The organism is Lactiplantibacillus sp. C232, assembly GCF_023806725.1.
Lineage (GTDB): Bacteria > Bacillota > Bacilli > Lactobacillales > Lactobacillaceae > Lactiplantibacillus > Lactiplantibacillus plantarum.
The window spans coordinates 18344-41726 of the sequence record NZ_JAMSKZ010000011.1; the positions used below are offsets into that span (position 1 = coordinate 18344).

The window sequence follows — 23383 nt, forward strand, 5'->3', positions numbered from 1 at the left end:
TTAGGAGGGGGCGATTACGATTAATCAATCAAATAATCAACATCCCGTGTTAGATGGCTGGCAAGAAATTGAAGCTGACCAAATTAAGCGAATGCAAGGTGCGTTGTGGCATTTGTTGGGCAATGCGATAGCATATTTAAGTCTATTTGTAATCGAACTAGTGCTTGCAACGATTGGTCATTCGCAATCTTTGCACGCGGATGCGTTTAATAATTTTGCGGGTATTGTTTCATCGGGGTTGTTATCGCTTGGTATCTGGGGTGGCATTCATAATCATCAATCACATCAAAGTAAAGTGACCGCTTTGGACGGCTGGGAGGCCGAACGTCGCAATCGATTGATGCGATTTCGTTTACAAGACTTATTCACGTTAATGAGTGGGGTCATTATGTTAGTTATGGCGGTACAAGTTATTGTGAGTGGTGTTAGTAATTTGTTTAAATCACACACCGTTCAAGCAGTGAGCGGTGTAACTGTTTGGGGAGCTGCAATCGCGAGCATCGTTATGTTAGTCGTCTGGTACTTTAATCGTCGCGGTGGGCAACAATTAGATAATTCGACGCTATTGGCTGCGGCAAAGGATAGTCTTAGTGATGCGTTAACGAGCATTGGCACTTTAATCTCATTAAGTGGGGTCTTACTATTCAAATTTGCTTGGTTAGATAGTGTTGCGAGTATCGTGATTGGATTCTTTATTTTTGCCGCTGGGTTACAAATTTTTCGGGACAGTGGGTTGCAGCTAATTAATTACAGTGATCCACAAGTTGAAAAAAATTATATTAATACGATTCAACAAATTGATGGTGTGAATCAGGTCAATGCAATTGATGTCCAGTATTCTGGGAGCTTAGTGGCCTTGTCGCTGGTTATAGCAGTGTCACCACGAATGACAGTGGCAGCCAGCTTTCAGCTCAGTGAAAGAATCGAGCAAGTGATGCGAAATCAGTATGGCATTATTGACACTAAGGTAATGTTTATGCCGCAAACATAAGTGTGTTGACTGATAGATTTTAATAATAAAAGACTAGTTTCAAGGTTGAATTCCTTGAAACTAGTCTTTTATTTATGGTTGGCGCGAATTCCGTTGCGGCGTGCGGGCATGGTGGACCGTCAAATTCGTTAGTGTGGCGTCTGTTGCTGGTTTCGTGAACAAAGGAATCGTCTCTTCCAAGACATCGCTAAACGCTAAGCCGTACCAGATAGCAGGAGATGGGGTGATGTTTTGTAGTAGAACGCGACCACCAATTAGTAGTCGATCGAACTGGCCCATAGTTGGGTTGCTAGCAAGGTCCATGATCTGCTGATTCTGAACGACAAATTTAAAATCGCCAACTTGACGAGGTTGTGTGATTCCGTAACGGGAATATTGGGGATCGATGCTGTGATCTGCAATTAAGTTCGTGACAATTTGGCGCAAATATAAATTAATGTGCTGTGATTTACGGAAACCTAAGTTGAGTTGAACTTCCACGATATTTCGAGTGCCTAGCATGTCAATGCTGTAACTACAATCATAAGGTCGGTTGGTTTCATTAATGGTAATAAACCAGTAAACCTTAGCGCGTTTAGGCCGCTTATCTAAAATCGAGTACAGAATTGACCGTTTAACCCGGTGTTGATGGTCGACCTTAGCCAAGTAGACTAAGTTCGTTGCAAATACTGGCAGGTGATCATCGTGGCTTAGCTGGATCAGTTGATTACGATAATCTAGCAGACTAATCTGTTCATTTGCCTGGTTGTAACGCAAACGCCGGCGATTACCAAAGAACCAAACGACCATAATCAAGAAAATGACGAGGGTCAGCCCCAAGGTCAAATAGCCACCGTGAATAAACTTGGTCAGACTAGCCGTTAGAAAGACGGTCTCCAGTGCGCCAAAGCCGAATAATAAAGCTAGCGCCAGCGCCCGGTGGCCCTTCATGTGAATCCACTGGCTAAGCAGGATGGTCGTCATCAACATTGTTAAGGTGATGGCTAAACCATACGCCGCTTCCATGTGAGCTGAAGTTTGAAATAGCCAAACGATTCCTAAGGTGACCAGACATAACAGCCAGTTGATCGCACCAATATAAATCTGGCTCCGAACGTTACTGGGGTGCTTGATAATCATACGTGGTAAGAACTTTAAACCGACTGCTTCGTCAACTAAGGTATAAGAGCCCGTGATCAAGGCCTGTGACGCAATGATGGCTGCGGCCGTGGCTAAGATAATCATTGCAATTTGACCGCCCGCAGGAACCATGGCATAGAAGGGATTGACATTGGTGGCATTGCGCCATGCCGCATCCTGATAATGGGTTAACATCCACGCGCCCTGACCAAGATAATTGAGAATCAAAGTCGTGTATACGAACGGCCAAGTGGCGTCGATGTTGGCTTTACCAACGTGACCCATATCAGAATACAGCGCTTCAGCCCCGGTCGTTGCAAGGAAGACACTACCAAGAATGAAAATTCCCATTTTATTAGCCGGATTGAATAAGACTTGTACGGCGTAAACGGGTGAGAAAGCTTTGAGAATGACGGGTGCCTGACTGATGTTGATCAGACCGAAGATGCCGATGACGGTGAACCAGAGCAACATCATGGGACCGAATGGCCGGCCAACGACGGCAGTACCAAACCCTTGAATCATAAAGAGAACCAGTAAAATAACCGTAACGGTTAGAGGCACGAGCCACGGGTACTGGGAAAAAGCCCCCAGTTTGGGTAATCCCTTTAAGCCTTCAACTGCTGATGTGACTGTCACAGCAGGTGTTAGGGTGCCATCTGCTAACAAAGCGGCGCCACCAATCAACGCGACGAAAATTAACCATTTGGCCCGGTGACGAACCAGCGCATACAGGGCGAAAATGCCACCTTCATGATGATTATCAGCGCGTAAAGCAATCAGGACGTACTTTACCGTTGTAATGAGCATCAACGTCCAAAAGATTAATGAAACACTGCCGATAACATAATCAGGTGTTGCATTCTTAAGTTGCCCCGCGTCATTGATCAGGGCGTTCATAACGTATAGCGGTGACGTTCCGATGTCCCCGTACACGACGCCTAATGTGATTAACATGCCAATCAATGAACGTTCCTGAATCCGTTGCTTACGCATGAATTATTGACCCCCACTTCAATTAGAACTGTGACTCATACTATACTAGCTTTTTTCAAAAGGGGTTAACCAGACAAACTAAAAATTTGCTCATGTTAACAAGTTTCAACTTACGTTTCGTTAGGTGAACTTTACTTCAAGTTGAGTACAATAAGTAATCCGGTTGTTCGTATTTAGAGGATAAAAAATGGGCCGTTTCATTCCAGTTGATAACGCTGAAATGAAGCGACCCATTAGTTTTGAATTTATTAGTCTAGTCAATTATTTCTCATCAGTGGCTGTATTCGTCTTCAACTGGGAGTGTTTAACGGAATAGCCAAAGTAAACGACCATACCGATGGCTAACCATACCACGAAGCGAATCCAAGTGACAGGCTTCAGGTTGATTAGTAGGAAGACACAACAGGTGATTGACATGATTGGTACAAACGGGACCCATGGCGTTTTGAAGGGACGCCGAAGATCTGGTTGTGTTTTACGTAACCGTAAGATGGAGAAGGAAACTAGGGTAAAGGCAGTCAAAGTACCGATATTCACCAGTTCAGCTAAGTCAGCTAATGGAATCAAGCCACCCATGATTGCGGCAATCGACCCAAACAAGACGGTTGATTTAAGTGGTGCACCGGTCTTGGCGCTAATATCGCTAAAGACATGGGGGAGTAATCCATCCCGCGACATGGAGAAGGAAATCCGAGTTTGACCGTAGAGACAGACTAACATTACAGTGGTCATACCAAGAATCGCGCCAAGGTCAATGATTCCGGCCATCCAATTTTGACCGGAGTAAATAAGAACGGCCGAGATCGGATGATCAATGTACTTGGCAAACGTTTCAAATGGGACCACGCCAGTCATGATGGCTGATACAGCCACGTAGAGAATGGTACAGATACCAAGAGACAGTAACATGGAACGTGGGAGTGTTTTGGATGGTTCCAATGTTTCTTCAACGCTGGATGAAATGGCGTCAAAACCGATGAAGGCGAAGAAAACGCTAGAGGCTGCGCCGAAGACCCCTTTGAAGCCAAATGGTAATAACGGACTCCAGTTTGCCGGTTTGATGAAGCGCACCGCGGTAAAGATGAATAAAAGAACAACGGCTAATTTAATCACTACCATGACGTTATTGACGCGTTTAGTTTCTTTGACCCCGAGAGACAATAAAGTGGTAATCAGGATAATAATGGTGAAGGCCGGCAGATTAAAATAGCTGGTCACACCAGGGACGGAACCTGCAGCTGCCGACAAAGCAGCGGGCAGTTTGAGGCCGAAGCCCGCCAAGAATGATTGAAAGTAGCCTGACCAGCCCGCTGAAACGGTTGAGACAGCGAAAAGGTATTCTAACATCAAGTCCCAGCCGATAATGAATGCAACAATTTCGCCGAGGGTTGTGTAGGCATAGGTGTACGCTGACCCACTTTCAGGCACCATCGCAGCGAATTCAGCGTAGCAGAGTGAAGCAAACAGGCAAGCAATTGCAGCTAAGACGAATGAGATCATTAGGCCGGGACCCGCCGTCAAGGCCCCCGTACCAGTTAAAACGAAGATCCCGGTCCCGATGATGGCCCCAATTCCCAGCATCGTTAGGTCAAATGTTTTAAGTTCCTTTTTGAGCGGACTGTGATAAGTGGCTAACATTGCATTGATATCTTTTTTGCGGAGTAACCGCGTGTGTGATAAATCCATAATCATCGCCCCATTTCGATGTGATAGCTTTAGTTTAATCGGTTTTGACAAAGTTACGATGGTCAATCCGACCAAAATAAATATTCTGATGGGCTATAGTGACTAAAAGCCAAATAATTGGACGCAATCGCGCGACATCCTGCGACTTCTTATTGATTGTCTGACTAATCGTGATTAATTAGCTACGGTATTCAACGCCTATTAATAGGGTGATATAGCGAACATGGCGGGGATTGTTTTTCTGAAGGTTAACTTACCTTGTGATTGCGATTGTTAGTGGGGATTATTGAAGGACCTTAGAAAATATGGTTTTGGCTCACTAAATCGCCACTTGATTGATGCAACCTGAAGAACTGGAGAGAGTGAGCGGCTTATTGGAACCCTTTTTTATTGATATCGATTATATGAATAAAATGGGATTATGATTATCCTTAAAGTATTTTGATGAATCAAATTGGATAATTAATTTTCTTGCAGGTAAAACGGCCTACGGGAAACTGATGTGACTCGTCTCGACCTTCCAATATCAACATTTATTGACCACATTTGCATAAATTTTATTATTCCAAATACAAACTTGATTGCAATTCTAAAATTAACAAATACGAATGATATTCATTAGTTGGTGACAATGGGTTTGGCGTTTGCTATATTCAAAAGGAGAACGCAAATCAAGGCCTGACCAATATTAAAGGCCACTTGAAATTAGTGGACTACTGGGTCTGCTGATTGTTGCTGGTATCGAAGCTAGTGATTGCAATGACTGGCAGATCTTGAATCAAAAAAGGGGATAGCAAGCTGATTGGTTTGGTGTTGGTAATAAAAGTATTGATACTAGTACGTCTGCATTCATAATGTATAAAGCATTGCCAGACTATTTCCAGATAATAAAGTTGGGAGGCATTAGTCATGTCGTCATTTCTTAAAGCAAAGACCGTTACACATTACGTGCTTTTTGCAATTATCCTTATTAGTAGCTTCTGTTTATACGGGTACGTTAAAAATCGTATTGAGTTAAATCAAGCGAGGACTGTACTAACAACAATATTAAAAAGCAGTCCTTATGACGTGCGTGTCTCGAGAAACACAATAATCAAGGAAGAATCCGGCCCTTTTAGCGGCATTATTTGGTATGAATACACATTTGCAACCAGCCAAACATTAGCGGAAAGTAAGAAATACAAAAAGTTTTTGCATCAGTCATCAAAAAATATGACCCTGAAAAATTGCCCCATCGTCTATCGCGTAATCGTTAGACCGCCGACTAAAAAAATAAAGCATTGGACGGGTGAAATCTATCTCGATACCAATCAAAAACTCAGCGCAACGGGACGTTCGAATTACGTCCAAGCTTTAAGCGACAAGTCTTTGTGTGAACTAACGATTTCATAAAAAGCCATTAACCAGGTGGTTCCAATGATTTAGTTTACTATCGGCCTACATTGAAAAATGGGGTAGGTAATGCGTTAACTCAATCAGGCCATACAACAGATGTTCAGAAGGGGTGGTCGAATCGAGTTGTGTTGATTGTCTAATCAACGCAACTTTTTTATTTGAGGATTTAACTTGGTCAAAAATATTTGTTATGAGTTTCTCCAGTGGTAGCAGAGGTATACTGCAATGATTGAATAAACCGATCCGTAAGATAATGACCCACAAAAAAACAGCTGGGAGACTTCACCAGCTGCTTCAAAGATTTGATTTATTAACGATGTCGTCGATAGTAACGGTAGACGACCGCTAATAAAATAATAATTAGTAAAATACCAACGGCCGCTCGCGGACCCGCAATGTGTTCGGTTAAGTGAAACATGCGAATGGGGCCGAGGCCGTGAATTCCAAGCATTGCAAGCATTGAACGCGCCCTCCTTAAGCATAATTATTAGCTATTTAATGATTAAATGCAAAAATTATATTCGCAAAAGATTATTATCTCACTACTATCTGCGGTAAAATAAAACCATCATTAATAAATTAGGTGGGTGCCTCCATTGCAATATATTCAGCCAATTTTCTATACAATTATCGTTTTAAACGCGGCCGCGGCGTTCGTTACCGTGTTCCGGGATCGTAATCGGGACATCGCGGCCACTTGGGCTTGGCTACTCGTGTTGATTTGGTTGCCGATTATTGGGTTTATCGCGTACGCTTTTGTCGGTCGTAAGTTACCAAAAAACCGGTTATTTCGGTTACGTAAAGAGACGCAAATTAGACTCGAACAGATGATTCAGCGGCAACGTGAAGCCCTGGGAACGGAATTGATGCCCGCAGATGCGGTCACTAGTTCGGTTCGTGGGATGGTCAGTTTATTCTTGAATTCCGATGGCGCGTTACTAAGCCGTAAAAACCGGGTCAAGATTTATACGGATGGACATGAGAAGTTCCATGCGATGTTCCAAGATATTGAAGCAGCTAAGAATCATATTCATATTGAATATTACACATTTTATAATGACCAGATTGGAAATGAATTATTACACCTTTTAGAGCGGAAAGCAGCCCAAGGCGTCGACGTTCGTGTCTTGTACGATCCGTGGGGGTCGATGGGCACGTTCCGCAGCTTCTTTAAGCATTTAGAAGAACTTGGTGGGCATGCCCGACCGTTCTTGGGTGCTCATTCAGCGATTTTGGACTTCCGTCTCAACTTCCGTGATCACCGTAAGATCGTGGTAACGGATGGCCGGGTCGGCTACGTCGGTGGTTTTAACGTTGGTGACCAGTACCTTGGTCGTAGTAAGAAGTTTGGTTACTGGCGTGATACCCATTTGCGGATCGTCGGTTCAGGAGTTTTTGAATTGCAGGAACGTTTCATTCGTGATTGGAACGCCACCGATGCGGAACATCGAATCGTGCCAGACGTTAATATGTTCCCAGTCATTCGCGTTAAAGGGAATACTTCATTACAGATCGTCTCCAGTGGCCCGGACAGTGATGCACAACAGATTAAATTGGGTTATATTAAAATGATTATGACAGCTCAACACCGTTTATGGATTCAGTCGCCATACCTAATTCCGGACGATTCCGTATTAGATGCGATTAAAATCGCTGCGATGTCAGGGGTTGACGTCCGCATTATGGTGCCGGACAAACCTGATCATGCCTTTGTTTACCGGGCAACTCAGTACTATGCCCGGGAGCTGGCAGATGCTGGTGTAAAAATCTATTATTATAATAATGGTTTTATTCATGCCAAGACCATCGTGATTGATGGTCAGGTGGCGTCAGTGGGCTCAGCTAATATGGACTTCCGGAGCTTTAAGCTCAACTTTGAAGTGAACGCCTTTTTATATGATGCTGATTTAGCACAAGAATTGGAACGGATTTTCTTAGAAGATCAAAAAATCAGTAGTTTGATTACCGTTCAAGACTTTAAAAATCAATCATTCTGGTTGAAGTTCAAGCAGACATTTTCACGGTTGTTATCACCAATTTTATAATTAAACAATTGAATAGATGATGCAAAAAAACTGATTTTGGAAAGTTATTGACTTTCAAAACCAGTTTTTTTAGTGTTCCTTAGTCGTTCAAGTACAATTGGCGCAAATTATTAATATCCGCTACGGATAACCCAAGCACTTCTCGTAAATAACCAATACCATTGCCGTAGAGGTCGTCGAAAACCCGAAAGACCATCTTCATATTGTCGGCTTCAACAGCCATGGCAACGTTGAATTGGCTAGCTAGGTCACCAGCATTGGCCTTGGTAATAATCGTAGCGGTATCCATACTGTCTGCGGCCATGAAGACGGCGTTAGTGAGCAGGTAGTCCTGCATAATCGTTTCACGGGGGACGTCTAGGGCCGTCATAATGAGCGCACCCGCGACCCCCGTTCGGTCTTTACCAGCAGCACAGTGAAAGAGTACCGATTGGTCGGGCTGGTCGTTGGTGAGGAGGGTCGCAAATAAATTTTGCCAGACTTTCACGGCATGACTATCCGTAACCATTTGCGCATATGTTTGTGCGTTGAAGGAATCATCGACGACCATTCGCTTGATGAGCCGTTTTAAACGGCGATCAAAGCGACGATTGTCAGTGAACGGATAGACAGACGTATTAATATACTTAGTATTCTTGGGATAACGGTCTGGAGACATCTCAGCTTCATTGGCTTGGCGCAGATCGATATCATAACGGAGTCCGTAGTTATCCAAGTAGGTGAGATCGCGGTTAGTGAGTAGTGACATGCCACCGCAACGCAGCAGTTTTTGCCACTTGATTGTCTGACCAGCGGTGTTCTCATAACCCCCCAGTTCTCGGAAGTTGATGCCGTGTTCTAGTCGTAAGACCCGATTGTGTTCCATAGTCTGATTACCTCGATTAGTGATTTAGCTTTATTATAACCGCTTTCATTTCCGGTGTCAGGGTAAAGTGGGTGCAAAAATTAGAATTGGATACTAAAAAAACTGTCAGACCAGAATTGGCTGACAAGTTTTTTTAGGTATTAGTGAGACTTAATTAGTCCCCGTTGTAAATCGAATTTTTAACTACCACATAGTCGCACTTAGTAATGGCCTTTAAATCCCGGCCACCGGCATATGAGATGGATGATTGTAAGTCTTCTTGCATCTCGTTTAAGGTGTCAACTAAGCGGCCCCGGTAAGGAACCAGCATTTGTTTACCCTCAACGTTTTTATGTTCGCCTTTTTGAGTTTCACTGGCGGAACCGTAGTATTGCTTATAAGTCTTACCATCGATTTTTAAAATGTTGCCGGGTGATTCTTGGTGTCCGGCCAACATTGAGCCAATCATGACCATCGTAGCGCCGAACCGAATCGACTTGGCGATGTCACCATTGGTCCGGACACCACCGTCTGCGATGATTGGTTTGCGAGCGGCCTTAGCACACCACCGGACAGCAGCTAATTGCCAGCCGCCAGTACCAAAGCCCGTTTTGACTTTAGTAATGCAGGCCTTACCCGGGCCAACGCCAACCTTAGTTGCATCGGCACCAGCATTTTCAAGGTCGCGAACGGCGGCTGGTGTGGCCACATTTCCGGCAATTACAAAACTATCCGGAAGGACGTCTTTGATGTGCTTGATCATCGCAATGACACTGTCAGCATGACCATGTGCGATATCAATCGTGATATATTCTGGCACGATTTGATTAGTAGCCAGGTCGTCGATAAAGTCATACTCGCTGGACTTAACACCGACCGAAATAGATGCGTACAGTTGCGCGGCATGCATCGTTTCAATAAAAGCACGGCGGGTCTCGGGGGCGAAGCGGTGCATAATGTAGAAGTAGTCGTTAGTGGCGAGCCACTTGGCAATCTCGTCGTTGATGACGGTTGCCATATTGGCAGGCACCACTGGAATCTTAAAACGACGGCCACCCAATTCTACGGTCGTATCGGCTTCCGAACGACTATTAATGACACACTTGTTCGGAATTAGTTGAATATCTTCGTAATCAAAAATCTCCATGCCCATGATGCAAAACTCCTTTAAGTTAATTCACGGTGTCACGTTCAATTAGCCCCAAATGTTGTGATCGATAACGTTAGTTTGTTCGCGATCGGGACCAACAGAGAAGGTAGCAATTTTAACGCCGACGAGTTCTTCTAATTTACGCAAGTAGTTCTGTGCATTAGTTGGCAGTTCCTCAAAGGTTTTAACGCCAGTAATGTCTTCGTCCCAGCCAGGAAGTTCTTCATAGATAGGTTTGCAAGCTTCTAATTCCTTCAGACTAGCAGGGTAGTGATAGATGGTTTCGCCGTTTAAGTCATAAGCGGTACATACCTTGATGGTCTTTAAGCCCGTCAAGACGTCTAAGCAGTTCAAACTAAGATGAGTAAACCCAGAAACTCGTTTAGCATGCCGTAATACAACGCTATCGAACCAACCAATCCGCCGAGGACGTTTAGTAACGGTCCCATATTCATGGGCCGTTTCACGAATGAAATCACCGACTTCGTCAAAGAGTTCAGTTGGGAATGGGCCGTCACCGACGCGGGAAGTGTAGGCTTTTAAGACCCCAACACAGTTATCGATTTTAGATGGGCCAACACCGCTCCCAATAGTAACACCACCGGCAACTGGGTTAGATGAAGTAACGTAAGGGTAAGTCCCTTGGTCAATATCCAGCATGACTCCCTGAGCACCTTCAAATAGGACGCGTTGACCGTTATCTAACGCATCATTAATGACAACGGAAGTATCGGTGACGAATGGTTTCAAAGTTTGACCATAAGCGTAATAGTCATCAAAAATATCTTCAAATTTCAGTGGTTCTAAGTCATAAAGCTTGGTAATAATTTGGTTCTTTTCAGCTAAGTTGCGCTTGAGTAACGCCGCAAAGGTGTCCTTATCAAGCAGGTCGGCTACGCGAATCCCAATTCGTTCAGCCTTATCCATGTAGGCTGGGCCGATTCCCTTATTAGTCGTCCCAATCTTGCCACCGGCTTTAGCTTTTTCTTGAGCGCCATCTAATGTGATGTGGTAAGGCAAGATGACGTGTGCACGGTTAGAGATTCTAAGGTTGTCAGGATTAACGCCCTTGTCCCGCAAGTATTGTAATTCTTCAACTAATGACTTGGGATTTAAGACCACGCCGTTCCCAATGACAGCTAACTTATCATGGAAGAAAATCCCTGATGGAATCAGCCGTAATTTGAAAGTTTGCCCATTAAATACGATGGTGTGGCCGGCGTTATCGCCGCCTTGGTAACGTGATACCACATCTGCTTCCTGACTCAAAAAGTCCGTGATCTTTCCTTTACCTTCATCGCCCCACTGGCTACCTACTACTACGACTGATGCCATATTCTTCCACCTCATTAAATAGTTTAATTATGAATAATTAATCCTAAAGAGTAGTTAAACGTTCACCACTCCAACAGGAAAGAGTATAGCAACTTTAACGTCAAAACGCAACCCAAAAGCCGAATGTTCTTGTTTTGAGCACAAATAATCGTTCATAATTAAGGTGAATTAGTTCGAAAACAAGTCCTTAATATGGAAACGAAGTGAAAAATAACAGTATTTTTTCATTGTTCGTCTCTATTAATTACTCGAGGGGTATGCTATAATAATGTTCGTGTTTTGTTAGTGAATACCTAAAAAGAAATGAGGATTAGCAATGATTGATCGTTATACGCGTCCCGCGATGGGCAAAGTATGGTCGTTAGAAAATCAGTACCAAGCATGGTTGGAGGTAGAGATTGCTGCCGACGAGGCCTGGGCTGAATTAGGGAAGATTCCAGCAAGTGATGTTGCTAAAATTCGAGAGAATGCCAAGTTTGATGTTGACCGGATCGCGGAGATTGAAGCCGTAACGCATCATGATGTGGTTGCTTTTACGCGCGATGTTTCCGAGTCGTTGGGTGCAGAACGTAAGTGGGTTCACTATGGGCTGACCAGTACTGACGTTGTCGACACGGCGCAAGGTTACCGGTTGAAGCAGGCTAACGCGATTATTCGCCAAGACTTACAAGATTTACGGGCGACACTAGCACAACAAGCGAAAAAATATAAATATACGGTTGAAATGGGGCGGACACACGGCGTCCACGCTGAACCAACCACATTTGGATTGAAGATTGCCCGGTGGTATTCTGAAATTAATCGGGATATCGAGCGTTTTGAACACGCGGCCGCAGGCGTTGAAGCGGGTAAAATCAGTGGGGCCGTTGGGACTTTTGCGAACATTCCACCATTTGTTGAAGAATTTGTCTGCAAACAACTTGGATTGCGCGCACAAGAAATTTCGACGCAAGTTTTACCACGGGACTTACATGCCGAATACATTGCTAGTTTGGCCTTGATTGCAACAAGCGTTGAAGTGTTTGCAACCGAAATTCGTGGTTTGCAAAAATCTGAAACTCATGAAGTTGAAGAATTCTTTAATAAAGGTCAGAAAGGCTCATCAGCAATGCCTCACAAGCGTAATCCCATCGGTTCTGAGAACGTGACGGGGTTGGCACGAGTTATTCGCGGCCACATGATGACCGCCTATGAAGATGTGCCATTGTGGCATGAACGGGATATTTCCCACTCTTCTGCGGAGCGGATCATCTTACCAGATACCACGATTTTAGTGGATTATATCTTAACTCGAATCAATAAGATTATTAAGACGCTGACGGTGTTCCCAGAACGGATGAAGCAAAACATGGATGCGACTTACGGGTTGATCTACAGTCAACGTGTCTTGCTCAAGTTGATTGATACGGGGATGTCTCGTGAAAGTGCTTATGACCTCGTTCAACCACTGACGGCTAAGTCATGGGATGAACAGTTACAATTCAAGCCACTTGTTGAAGGTAACGCCGAGATTCGTGAACATTTGGACCAGGCTGCGATTGATGATGCGTTTGACTATCATTACCATCTTCGCCACGTTGATGATATTTTCAAACGATTGGGATTAGACGATTAATTTAAAAACGATGAAGCCCCAGCGATGGTAATCGCTGAGGCTTTTATTATGATTAAAACGTGTTAAAAAGATGGGCTGTTTATTCGTCAGCCGATGCGCGTCCTATTCCGGCCTCCAGGGCTGGGGACGATTACTGGCTATTTTTGAGCTTGATAATGGCACGGTTTAATCATGCTTCATACTAAACGATAACTAGCGCAATGCGTGTAAGTACCTTGATTTCAGTTCAAGGGACCAAATGTTAGGTGCGTCGCAATCAGACCATACCCAAGTGCCATATGACGCTGTTCTTTGCGCGTGAGGCGCTGTAATTGGGTGTGAACGTATTGGTAGAGGTCACGATGCTGGCGTGGTAGAGTCATTGGGACCATATAGTTACGATAATAGGCTTGATATAGCTGGATGGTTACTTGCTGTGGCGAAACGTTGTTATTCAGGTCGATTGCAGCTGCCAGTAGCGCTTGGCGGTAGGAATCGGATGGTTGATTGGTAATCGGCTGATTATAAGCAGCATCTACTAAGGTAAATAATTTTTGAGCATCCACATCCATTGTTAGGACCAACCTTTCAATCGTTGAGATAGGCGCAATTATAGCATGGTCAGTATGCTTGATGTGCAGGCCCGAGTTGGTTTCTAAAGTAATGGAACGAACATAACCAGAGCCGCCAATGAGTGGGGGTCATTGGCGGCTCTGGTTATTAATAAGGGATTAATCAAGCGGCGGTCGCAGCAGTGTTTTCTGTTTTAAGCCCGGTGCCAAGCTGCGTAGCCGATGGTTGGGAAAATACCGATCAAACGGTCGATTTGTTCGCGGTCTAATTGATATTCGATAGCTGGCAGTAGTGCGTTGACGGCATCTTCAGCTTGATCACTGATTTCAGTCACGCCAACGAGATGGCCGTCTTGGTCATGGACCTGTTTACTAGCGGCAATCGGTTCCTTGGAGACTTGATAATACCAGTAATCTGCTAAATCGTTATCACTAATGGTTAAGCCGGCCTTTTCAGCAGCCGGTATTTTCATGCCGGCTTGCGCAATTCGTGGTGAAGTAAAGACGACCGATGGAATTACCGGATAGTCAATGGGAGCACTGGTTTGACCAGAGAACAAACGCATCAAGTATTTGGACTCAAAATAGGCTGCAGGTGTGACCTTTGGCAAGTCATTGGCAAGGACATCACCGGCTGCATAGATGTTAGGAACGTTGGTTTGCAAGTGATCGTTGACATAAACGCCGTGGCGGTCATATTTGACGCCAATCTGGTCTAAGCCTAAGCCATCTAAGTTTGGAATTCGACCAGTCGCATCTAGGATCCAGTCGGTCGTTAATTGCTGGTGGTCGCCATAACTAACTTGGAACTGGTCATCCTGTTTGGTAAATGCTTGCACGTTGGCATTTTTGATGAAGGTTACCCCACGTTCGGTTAAGTCGTCAACCACTTGTGTAACGAATGGTTGGTAAAAATCACGGAGGGCCTGGTCGCCATGTAACATGACTGTCACTTGGGCACCGGCCGCGTTAGCGATGGTGGCAAATTCCATACCAATATAGCCTGCGCCAATGATGACGATACTTTGTGGTAACCGTTTAAGGTTCATAAAATCACTACTATCGTGGGCGAGCTTGGTCCCCGGAATATCTAAACGATGGGGCTTTAAACCAGTCGCAATAACGATTTTTTCAGCGGTAATGGTTTGCTGATCATCAACGACAACGGTGTGAGCGTCCTTGAACGTGGCATGACCATGAATGATCGTTGCGCCACCATCTTCCAAACGAGCTGTCAGGCCTGCTGGTAAGGGATCAATAATCTCTTGTTTATGGGCCACGTTGGCCGTCCAATTAATGGTTGGTGCACTGCTCAAAATATCATTGAGGCGTGCTGCTTCCCGCGTTAATTTGACAGGTTCATCAAGAGTGATTTTGGCGTTACAACCACGATTAGGGCAGGTGCCCCCAATCAGACCACTCTCAATCACACCGACGCGAACACCAGTCTTGGCGAGTGGTGCGGCGCCATCAAACGTGGCGTGACCCGCACCAATGTATAACACATCGTAATCGTATTTGTTTGTCATGATTTATCAGCCTCCATTAAAATTTTGGTAACTTAAGCTTAACGAGTTTTAAGAAACCTGACAACTGATATGAATTGCTCGCGCCCGCTGTAATGATTATACTAAAAGTAATTATGTCAATAGGGAGACGTTAATATGCACGCTTTGATCGCAATTGATTCATTTAAAAATTCCATCACGAGCATTCAGGCCAACCGAATAGTGGCTAAACGATTTGCGGCTCACGGAATCACCGCTACTCAAGTTGCGATTGCCGATGGTGGTGAAGGAACGGTGGCGGCGTGGCTGGCTAACCATGCTGGTGGACAAGCTATTACGGCATCAACGGTGGATCTGGCGCAACGGTCAGTGACTGCAACGTATGGCTACTTTGCCACTGAAAAAATGGCAGTGATTGAGGTTGCGGCTGCATCCGGAATCCAGTTTGTCACGACGACCTTGACGCCGTTAGCAACGAATACCTATGGGACCGGGCTACTGATTAAAGATGCGATTGAGCGTGGCGCCCGTCAGATTATTCTGGGCTTAGGTGGTAGCGGAACGGTCGACGGTGGTGCCGGAATCCTACGTGCGCTCGGTTATCGTTTTTGGGCTGCCGATGGTCAAGAGTTATCCATGACTGGCGCTGATTTAAGTCGGGTCACTAAGATTGACGATCGACATGTGTTGCCACAATTAGCTGAAGTCTCGTTCATTAGTGCAGCGGACGTGACGAATCCGCTAACGGGACCGAACGGCGCAGCTAAGATTTTTGGCCCACAAAAAGGATTACCGGTTGCTCAAATTCAGGTTCACGATGCCGCTTTAGCTCACTATATGACGGTCGCAGCTGGTGCGGTGAGTGCCCACGAAGGCGATGGGGCTGCCGGTGGTATTGGGTTTGCATTACGTTACTTTTTACACGCCCGCGTTTGCTCTGGTTTTCAATTGTTAGCTGAAATGAGCAATCTTAAAACGAAAGTGGCCCAAGCGAATCTAGTTATCTCTGGTGAAGGCCAAGTCGACGATCAGAGTTTTATGGGCAAGGTACCAATTCAGCTCAGTCAGTTAGCCCAAGCGGCCGGCAAGCCTTGCTATTTATTAGTTGGTCGGCAGAAAGGTGCAAATGAAACATTTGCCAAACAGGGGGTCACGGCCGTTTTACCGATTGTCGATCAAGTCATGACCTTAGATCAAGCCATGGCGCAGGGACCAGCCAATCTGGAACGGATGGCGGACCGCTTAGCCCGAATCATTAGCCAGTCATAAAAAACTTAAGCGGTCAAAAAAACCGTATGCGTAGTGAATAGCGCATACGGTTTTTCGACTGAATTTTATTTATCAGGAACATAGTGATTTAAAAAGGCTGTAACATGTCGTTGATACTCGGCAGGATCGATCCAAAAACTCTCGGCGTGAGTGGCGTTGGGAACCTGCCACATCTGCTTGGGGCCCTTAGCGGCCTGATAATTTTCTTTGAGCATCCAACTTGGGACGTAGACATCCTTGTCACCGTGAATAAAGAAGATCGGTAGATGGTTATGTTTGAGCTGTTCGACAGAACTGACGTCGCTTAAATAATAGCCCATACGGTGGCGGTTAATAAAACTAACGATGGGCACAAACGGATACTTTGGTAAGTGAAACTGTCGCTTTAATAAGTAAGCGAGTTCTTCCTCGATACTCGAATAACCACAATCGGCAATGATGGCCTTAACTTGTGATGGAAGGTCTTCGCCGCTCATCATTTCAACGGTCGCACCACCCATGCTGACACCAAAAAGGATGATATCCGTGTGACGACCATTGATACGGACGACTTTATCGATCCAGCCTAAATAGTCGCGGCGATCCTGCCACCCAAAGCTAATGTACTTGCCGGCACTTTGCCCATGGCCGCGATCGTCGGGCAAGAGGACGTTATAGCCCATTTGATGGAACATATAAGCGTAATTTGCCATCGTTTCACCATCACCTTTGTAGCCATGGGAAACAATAACGGTTCGGTTGCTGGTTGTTTTAGCAGGAACGTACTGTGCGACAAGGTGATTGGCCTCGTCATTAGCGTTCAGTTGCCACTGCTGAACGGGCTGTCGGTGTAGCCAATCGACATAAGCGTAGTAGGCATCGGCGTATTTTTGTTTATCTGCCGAAGTTTCGGGCACGTAATCAACACGCTTGAAAGCAAAATCGTAGAGCTTCTCACTCGCGAATAGGGCGGCCGAAAAAATTGCCACAGGAGCACTAATTCCGGCTACGGCGCGTGTTTTTTTCATTAAATATCACTCCTCTAATCTCTCAATAATATGATACGCCGATTAGAAGTGAGATGTAACTATATTATTCTAGTAATATAAAAGGCCATCGCGGCGGGCGATGACCTATAAATTGCATTGGTCGCTAGGTGGCATCCCCAGCGAGCCTGTTTTTCATTAACTTTGGAGGAGTAAATGAAAAAGGTTCAAGTGGCTGAAGGAGATGTCCAGTCACTATATGTTTAGTATAGTAGTTTGATTGTTAAAAGGTAACTAAATCGCTTACTTGACTGGTGAAAAAACTAAAAATTATTTGTGGGTGGTCAATATTCCGGTATGGACAGATTTCGTCGTGCCAAGTATGATACCGATTCAAGTCGCATTAAGCCTCCTTAAGGGCTAGTTCATGCACTTTAGTGCTAACTTGATTAAGGACCTGCGTTTTACGTTCATCTGTCAAAAAGACGCGCTGACTTAAAATTGGGTAGTGTTGTTCACGTGCGATTAGCAATAATTCACGATAAAGCAAAGTGGCGGCTAATAGCGATGGCCGGGCGACGGGATCAATTTGTGGCATCATGGTTAATGCAGCCTCGTACTTGTTCATGGCAATCTGTGCTTCATGTTCCCAAAGCCGAATAAAATTGGCAGATGGGATGGGGCCATGCAAGTCAGTTGGATTGAGCTGATAGTGTGCCAATAGTTTTGATGGCAGGTAGATTCGGCCACGTTGGTAGTCTTCACCAACATCTCTTAAAATATTGGTGAGTTGCATGGCGCTGCCTAATTCTACGGCTGGTTTGACAAGTGATTGCGGGTTAGTTGCTAGCATTGGCAAAATCATCAGACCAACCGATCCGGCGACGTAATAGCAATAGTCTTCAAGTGCTTGCTGAGTTTGAGGTTGTTTAAAAGTCGCGTCTTGTTCTTGACCAGTGAGCATATCGAAAAAGACGTCAAGATTCATATCATAAGTCTCAAAAACGACGGCCAGTGCGCGCCACATTGGGTGGTCTGGGACATGACCATTGGCAAAGGTGGTCAATGATTGGCGCAATGCCATTAGACCATCAATATCATGGTCAACATCAACGAGGTCGTCGGCTGTTCGACAAAAAGCATAAACGGCGTAAATACTCCAAGCGCGTTCTAGTGGTAATTGCGAGAAGGCGGTGTAGAATGCGCTAGAAGACCTTTTAGTAATTGTTTGACAGTACGCAAAGTCAGTGCGATGTTGTTCGAATTTAGGCATTAGTTTGGTCATCTTTAATCAACTCCTCAACGGCTAATTTAGCACTTTGCATAACAATGGGAACACCGGCCCCAGGGTGGGTGCTACTACCACAAAAATAAAGATGGTCGGCATAGTCGAACTTGTTATGGGGACGATAATAATTACTTTGTTTTAACGTCGGTCGTAAGCCGAAAGTGGCTCCGTTATAGGCGCCAAACTGTTCTTTGAAGTCAACCGGTGTAAACTGCTTTTCGACAACGATATGCTGTTCAATATCGCTGAAGGTAGCCGTTTGTCTTAGTTTGTTAATGATTAGTTGACGATAGTTCTTCAGTGTTGTTGGTGACCAGTCATTAAACTTTGAGAGCTCAGGAACTGGTACTAAAACATAGAGTGCCTCACTGTTTTCGGGAGCTAAACTTGGATCCATCTTTGATGGAACATAGACATAATACGAGGGATCTTCTGGTAACTTGCCGTTGTCAAATAGATCGGCGACGTTTTTGCTGAAATCTTGTGCAAAGTGGATCGTGTGTAATGCTTCGGTTGGGTATTTTTTGTCTAGTCCTAAATACAAGACGAGACATGAGCATGAATAATCCATTTTGGCAATTTTTTGATCTGTGTACTGACCACGATTTTGCTCATTTGGAATCAGTGTCGTCATGGCGGTTGGAAAATCAGCATTACATAGGACATAGTCACTGTGGATCGGATGATTATTGACACGAATGCCAACAGCAACTTTATCTTTGATGATAATTTCTTGAACTGGTGTGGCAAGCTTTAACGTACCACCCTGTTCTTTGAATAACTTAACGAGACTATTGACAACTGTGTACATACCACCCTTTAAAAAATAGACCCCGTAGAAGAGCTCAATCATCGGAATAATGTTGTATAGCGACGGGCCCTGGTAGGGAGAAATCCCAATATACAGTGTCTGAAAGGCTAATGAATTACGTAGATTTTCATTCTTGATAAATTTTGCAATGTTTTTGTAGGCATTGTTAAAGGTGCGTAACTGTAGTCCTGCATACAGAGCGGGTAGGTTATAAAAGTCACGCCAGTTACGAAATGATCGTTCTAAAAAATTAGGCTTCGCGATGGTATACCGGTGATAAATATCCGCTAAAAAATTTAACATACCATTGACGTCATCAGGCGCAATGCGGTTAATCTCGGCAATTAATGTTGGGAGATCGCGTGACAAATCTAGACTAGATTGATCACCAAAGACAAGGTGCATCAAAGGTTGAACTTCTTCGAATGGTAAATAGTTGTGCGGATCGACCCCGCAAAAGCGAAAGACTTCTTCGTAGATGTCTTTCATCATGACGATCGTCGGCCCCACGTCAAATGTAAATCCTTGGCTAACAATCTGGTTCATTTTGCCACCCGGTTGCGCGTTTTGCTCATAAATCGTAACATTATAACCTAATTTTTGAAGCCGTACTGCAGCGGTTAAGCCACCAATACCAGCGCCAATAATCGATACTTGCTTCATCAGTAAATCTCCCCCTTAACAGATGAATAACTAAAAAGCATGGTTAATCATTAGTTATATTTTGGTTTAATAATGTAAAAAGTACAACAAATATGATTACTATGACGTATTAAAGTAGTCGGTAGGTGCGAATAGAGCGGACGAGAAAAACAAAAAAACCACCGTATCGGGGAATACGGTGGAAAAAGGAGTAGGGTAAACATGTGACGGGGAATCACATGTTACTATGAATTTCATTACTTTGGAGGAGTAAATGATAAATTTTAGGTTGTGTTATAGCTGATTGAGTTAACCTCAATTGCTATGATGTAATCATACCGAGGTTGTGTGAAGAATTTGTGACTGAACATGGCGAATGTCATGAAAAAAAGGGAAAGGCTTTATTAAGAAGTGTGAAGAATCATCAACGTTCTTACGGAATGCCTTGGCGAGGTGCGATGATCGACTGTTTGGGGCCAAAGAAAATAGTCACTTCAAAAGTTGTCCTTTGAAGTGACTATTTTGATTCGCAATCAATGCTAGTAATAACAAGTTTGCGGCGACGCTAAGTTGATAGTGACCAAGCAGATTTTGGTGACTGGCTGTGGGCACTGCCATTTGGCGCGATTAGTTATCGTCACGATTACCACCGAATAGAATAATTAGTCGTAGTAATTGTAAGAATGTTGACAGGGCTGCAGCAACATAGGTTAAAGCCGCCGCGACAAGCACTTTACGCACCATGGGAACTTCGTCGCGAGTCAAAACTTGCCCATCAGATAAAATCTGGAGGGCGCGTCTTGAGGCGTTGAATTCAACTGGAAGCGTGACAAGTTGGAACAATAACGCCAGTGAGAAGAGTAAAATCCCAATGTGAATCAGTGTTTGGTTGTAACTCAATAAAACGCCGATAATGATTAGTGGTAATGATAAGCTTGAACCGATGTTCGTGATGGGCACGAGGGCGGTCCGCAAGCGCATTGGCCAATAGTTAACGTGATCTTGAACTGCGTGTCCGCATTCGTGGGCCGCAACTCCGATGGCGGCCACAGAGGTTGAATCTGCTGTGGCTTCTGATAGGCTGAGAATCTTAGTTTGACCGTTGTAATTGTCGGTCAGATCCCCGCTTATCTTTTGGACACCAACATCATTGATACCAGATTGGCTTAAAATAAAGCGAGCTGCATCGGTGCCGGTTGTGCCAGATTGACTACGATAGGCATCATAATGCCGGAATGTCCGATTAACGTAACCCGATGCGGCCATTGAGATAATCAGTCCAATGATGACTAATAGGTAAGTCGGATCAAAAAACGAATAGAACAAGGTCGACCCCTCCTAAGTGGTTTAATGTTAATCCGATTCTATCAGATTTAGCGTGACATTCCTACTGAAGAAAGCCATTGGAAAGTGTCTTTACTATCGAGAAACGACGTCAGATTATATAATTAGCCCAGTTAATCGTAATTGGCAAAGAGCGAAGGAGTTTTCTGATGGAAAAGACGTATCGAACCAAAACGTATGGGGAAATGCCGTTAAAGTTAGATACTGGGAAAGGCTGGATTTTTCCTAAAGGTGTTGAAGTGAAGGCGCATGTTGATTTAGAAACGGGACAGGTCAGTTTTTTTATTGCACCAGAAGATCTCGATAAGATGAAATAAGTATTAGGACCACGATACGCGGTAAGGTTGAGAAGTTTGTTTCTCGCCTTGGCGCGTTTTTTATGGTGGAAATTGGATTGGCAATGATTATGGTTAATACGGTGTTCACGCGTGAGCCACAACTACTTGAAGGCATTAAAAAACCTCCGTATCGGGGAAATACGGAGGAAAAGGGAAGTAAATCGGTAAAATGTAATTAAGTACACACACATCATTACTTGGGGAAGTAATCATTAAAGTTAGGGGGTCGTTAAGGATTGGGATTTCCTTAATGACTATAAACATAGTATAGCGGCGACGCGTGAAGAAAGTGTGACGCGAAAAGTTTAAAAGCATGATTTTCAGACGAAAAAGTTAGGTCATGGAACGAAAAAATATGACGATTTTTACAAAGTTTATAACGAAATGATGACTGTCATAAATCAATATGAGTGGCTAAATGCTGGTGTGACGCAGTTTTTATTGGTCCTAGACTCTGAGGTGCTATAATGAAGCACAAATTAATCGAAAGGTGTTTTCCAAATATGACAATTAAAATCGTCACCGATTCGTCGGTCCAATTAACGACGGCCGAGATTGCACAGTATAATATTAAAGTGGTTCCGTTACTCGTGGGGTTCGGTGGCGACTTGATTGCAGATACGGCAGTTAGTACCGCGGAATTTGACCAACAGATGGCAGTCAGCCCAGTCTTGCCAACGACTAGCCAGCCGCCAATTGGTGATTTCGTCAGTTGCTACGATGAATTGACAGCGGATGGTAGCCAAGTATTATCACTACATTTGACGGAGACATTGAGTGGGACGGTCAATGCTGCTCGCCAAGCTGCCAAACTTGCTAGTGGCGATGTGACAGTTATTGATACCCAGGCGGCTGACCGTGGGATGGCCTTTCAAGTGCTTACAGCAGCACGGATGGCTCACGCCGGTGCGGATATGGCCACAATTTTGGCGAAGATAACCGTCATTCGGCAGCATACTAAGACCTACTTGTTCGTGGATACGCTCGACAATTTGGTCAAAGGTGGGCGCGTCCCTAAGTTGGCTGGCATGGTCACGAATTTGATTAAATTAAAATTTGTCTTTGAATTAGAAGCCGGAAAATTAAAACTTTATACGCGGGGGCGCGGGAAAAAGGCGCTAATCAAAGCGCAGGAACAAATTCTAGACCAATTAGCGGATGCGACTCGAGTCGAAGCGGCTGGAATTTCTTACGTCGGCGAACCGAGCGTTGCGGAAGCGCCAGAAAAGCTTCTCCAACAAGTCGTTCCACAAGTAACGCCACTGGTTGCGCGTACTAGTCCAATTATTGCGACGCACACCGGTGTTGGCGCTTACGCATTGATGTTTTATACAGTTGATTAAATTTGACGAACTAACCTACTATTAAAAATTACTTTGATGTGTTATAATTAATTAATGATAAATGAGAACCGTGTTGGTGCACTGTTCTGAGCCTAACCACCATTTAATGATGACTAGACCCGGATGGGGCACCTTTTTTGTCACTCTT

The 23383-nt window shown here is 44.4% G+C and carries 20 protein-coding genes; 7 read left to right on the forward strand and 13 right to left on the reverse strand.

All coding sequences use genetic code 11. The features are described 5' to 3' along the window. Positions 1–46 precede the first annotated feature (46 nt). Positions 47–991, forward strand: a complete 945-nt coding sequence (locus MZO41_RS11085) for a cation diffusion facilitator family transporter (protein WP_003642499.1) — start codon at positions 47–49, stop codon at positions 989–991. Positions 992–1063: 72 nt separating this feature from the next. Here MZO41_RS11085 and MZO41_RS11090 read toward each other — a convergent pair whose 3' ends face one another. Both MZO41_RS11090 and bcaP read right to left on the reverse strand, forming a co-directional pair. Then, positions 1064–3106, reverse strand: coding sequence for a KUP/HAK/KT family potassium transporter (locus MZO41_RS11090; protein ID WP_252129682.1), 2043 nt, complete (start codon positions 3104–3106; stop codon positions 1064–1066). A 261-nt stretch (positions 3107–3367) separates the two neighbouring features. Then, positions 3368–4792, reverse strand: coding sequence for a branched-chain amino acid transporter BcaP (gene bcaP, locus MZO41_RS11095; protein ID WP_286208030.1), 1425 nt, complete (start codon positions 4790–4792; stop codon positions 3368–3370). A 909-nt stretch (positions 4793–5701) separates the two neighbouring features. On the opposite strand from bcaP, the gene MZO41_RS11100 reads away from it, so the two are divergent. After that, positions 5702–6184, forward strand: a complete 483-nt coding sequence (locus MZO41_RS11100; RefSeq protein WP_003642496.1) for a hypothetical protein — start codon at positions 5702–5704, stop codon at positions 6182–6184. A 313-nt stretch (positions 6185–6497) separates the two neighbouring features. Here the strand turns inward: MZO41_RS11100 and MZO41_RS11105 are convergent, their stop codons facing one another. After that, the gene (locus MZO41_RS11105) at positions 6498–6647 is read right to left on the reverse strand and encodes a hypothetical protein (protein WP_003642495.1); all 150 of its coding nucleotides are present in this window, start codon (positions 6645–6647) and stop codon (positions 6498–6500) included. A 136-nt stretch (positions 6648–6783) separates the two neighbouring features. Between MZO41_RS11105 and cls the strand changes: the two genes are divergently transcribed. Then, the gene (cls, locus tag MZO41_RS11110) at positions 6784–8232 is read left to right on the forward strand and encodes a cardiolipin synthase (RefSeq protein WP_015381020.1); all 1449 of its coding nucleotides are present in this window, start codon (positions 6784–6786) and stop codon (positions 8230–8232) included. A 79-nt stretch (positions 8233–8311) separates the two neighbouring features. Here the strand turns inward: cls and MZO41_RS11115 are convergent, their stop codons facing one another. The 3 genes from MZO41_RS11115 to MZO41_RS11125 form a co-directional block, all read right to left on the reverse strand. Beyond that, a complete protein-coding gene (locus tag MZO41_RS11115) occupies positions 8312–9097 on the reverse strand; it encodes a tyrosine-protein phosphatase (RefSeq protein ID WP_003642493.1) in 786 nt (261 codons plus the stop codon). Positions 9098–9251: 154 nt separating this feature from the next. After that, positions 9252–10223, reverse strand: a complete 972-nt coding sequence (locus MZO41_RS11120) for a GMP reductase (protein ID WP_024272289.1) — start codon at positions 10221–10223, stop codon at positions 9252–9254. A gap of 48 nt (positions 10224–10271) precedes the next feature. Then, positions 10272–11561, reverse strand: a complete 1290-nt coding sequence (locus MZO41_RS11125) for an adenylosuccinate synthase (protein WP_003643473.1) — start codon at positions 11559–11561, stop codon at positions 10272–10274. Positions 11562–11877: 316 nt separating this feature from the next. On the opposite strand from MZO41_RS11125, the gene purB reads away from it, so the two are divergent. Further along, on the forward strand, positions 11878–13176 hold the full coding sequence (gene purB / locus MZO41_RS11130; RefSeq protein ID WP_003642490.1) for an adenylosuccinate lyase: 1299 nt from the start codon (positions 11878–11880) through the stop codon (positions 13174–13176). A 221-nt stretch (positions 13177–13397) separates the two neighbouring features. Here the strand turns inward: purB and MZO41_RS11135 are convergent, their stop codons facing one another. Together MZO41_RS11135 and MZO41_RS11140 are read right to left on the reverse strand one after the other, a co-directional pair. Further along, entirely contained in the window at positions 13398–13727 is a 330-nt protein-coding gene (locus tag MZO41_RS11135; RefSeq protein WP_003642489.1) for a bacteriocin immunity protein, read from the reverse strand. A gap of 194 nt (positions 13728–13921) precedes the next feature. Then, positions 13922–15256 (reverse strand): dihydrolipoyl dehydrogenase family protein, encoded by a 1335-nt coding sequence (locus MZO41_RS11140; protein WP_003642488.1) that lies wholly within the window; start codon positions 15254–15256, stop codon positions 13922–13924. A 135-nt stretch (positions 15257–15391) separates the two neighbouring features. On the opposite strand from MZO41_RS11140, the gene MZO41_RS11145 reads away from it, so the two are divergent. Further along, a complete protein-coding gene (locus tag MZO41_RS11145) occupies positions 15392–16504 on the forward strand; it encodes a glycerate kinase (RefSeq protein ID WP_003642487.1) in 1113 nt (370 codons plus the stop codon). 65 nt (positions 16505–16569) lie between these two features. On the opposite strand, the gene MZO41_RS11150 is transcribed toward MZO41_RS11145, so the two are convergent. The 5 genes from MZO41_RS11150 to MZO41_RS11165 form a co-directional block, all read right to left on the reverse strand. Beyond that, entirely contained in the window at positions 16570–17511 is a 942-nt protein-coding gene (locus tag MZO41_RS11150) for an alpha/beta hydrolase (RefSeq protein WP_003642486.1), read from the reverse strand. Positions 17512–17872: 361 nt separating this feature from the next. Then, positions 17873–18754 (reverse strand): phytoene/squalene synthase family protein, encoded by an 882-nt coding sequence (locus MZO41_RS11155; protein WP_003642485.1) that lies wholly within the window; start codon positions 18752–18754, stop codon positions 17873–17875. Next, the gene (locus tag MZO41_RS11160; protein WP_003643471.1) at positions 18735–20231 is read right to left on the reverse strand and encodes a phytoene desaturase family protein; all 1497 of its coding nucleotides are present in this window, start codon (positions 20229–20231) and stop codon (positions 18735–18737) included. The genes MZO41_RS11155 and MZO41_RS11160 overlap by 20 nt, the downstream gene beginning before the upstream one ends. Before the next feature lie 468 nt (positions 20232–20699). After that, positions 20700–20828 carry a hypothetical protein gene (locus tag MZO41_RS16845; protein WP_003642483.1) on the reverse strand — a complete coding sequence of 43 codons (129 nt, stop codon included), beginning with the start codon at positions 20826–20828 and terminating at the stop codon, positions 20700–20702. Positions 20829–20837: 9 nt separating this feature from the next. Further along, a complete protein-coding gene (locus tag MZO41_RS11165; RefSeq protein WP_003642482.1) occupies positions 20838–21536 on the reverse strand; it encodes a zinc metallopeptidase in 699 nt (232 codons plus the stop codon). A gap of 167 nt (positions 21537–21703) precedes the next feature. Between MZO41_RS11165 and MZO41_RS11170 the strand changes: the two genes are divergently transcribed. Together MZO41_RS11170 and MZO41_RS11175 are read left to right on the forward strand one after the other, a co-directional pair. Beyond that, positions 21704–21871, forward strand: a complete 168-nt coding sequence (locus tag MZO41_RS11170; RefSeq protein ID WP_003642481.1) for a hypothetical protein — start codon at positions 21704–21706, stop codon at positions 21869–21871. 524 nt (positions 21872–22395) lie between these two features. Further along, entirely contained in the window at positions 22396–23235 is an 840-nt protein-coding gene (locus MZO41_RS11175; RefSeq protein WP_011102096.1) for a DegV family protein, read from the forward strand. Positions 23236–23383 lie beyond the last annotated feature (148 nt).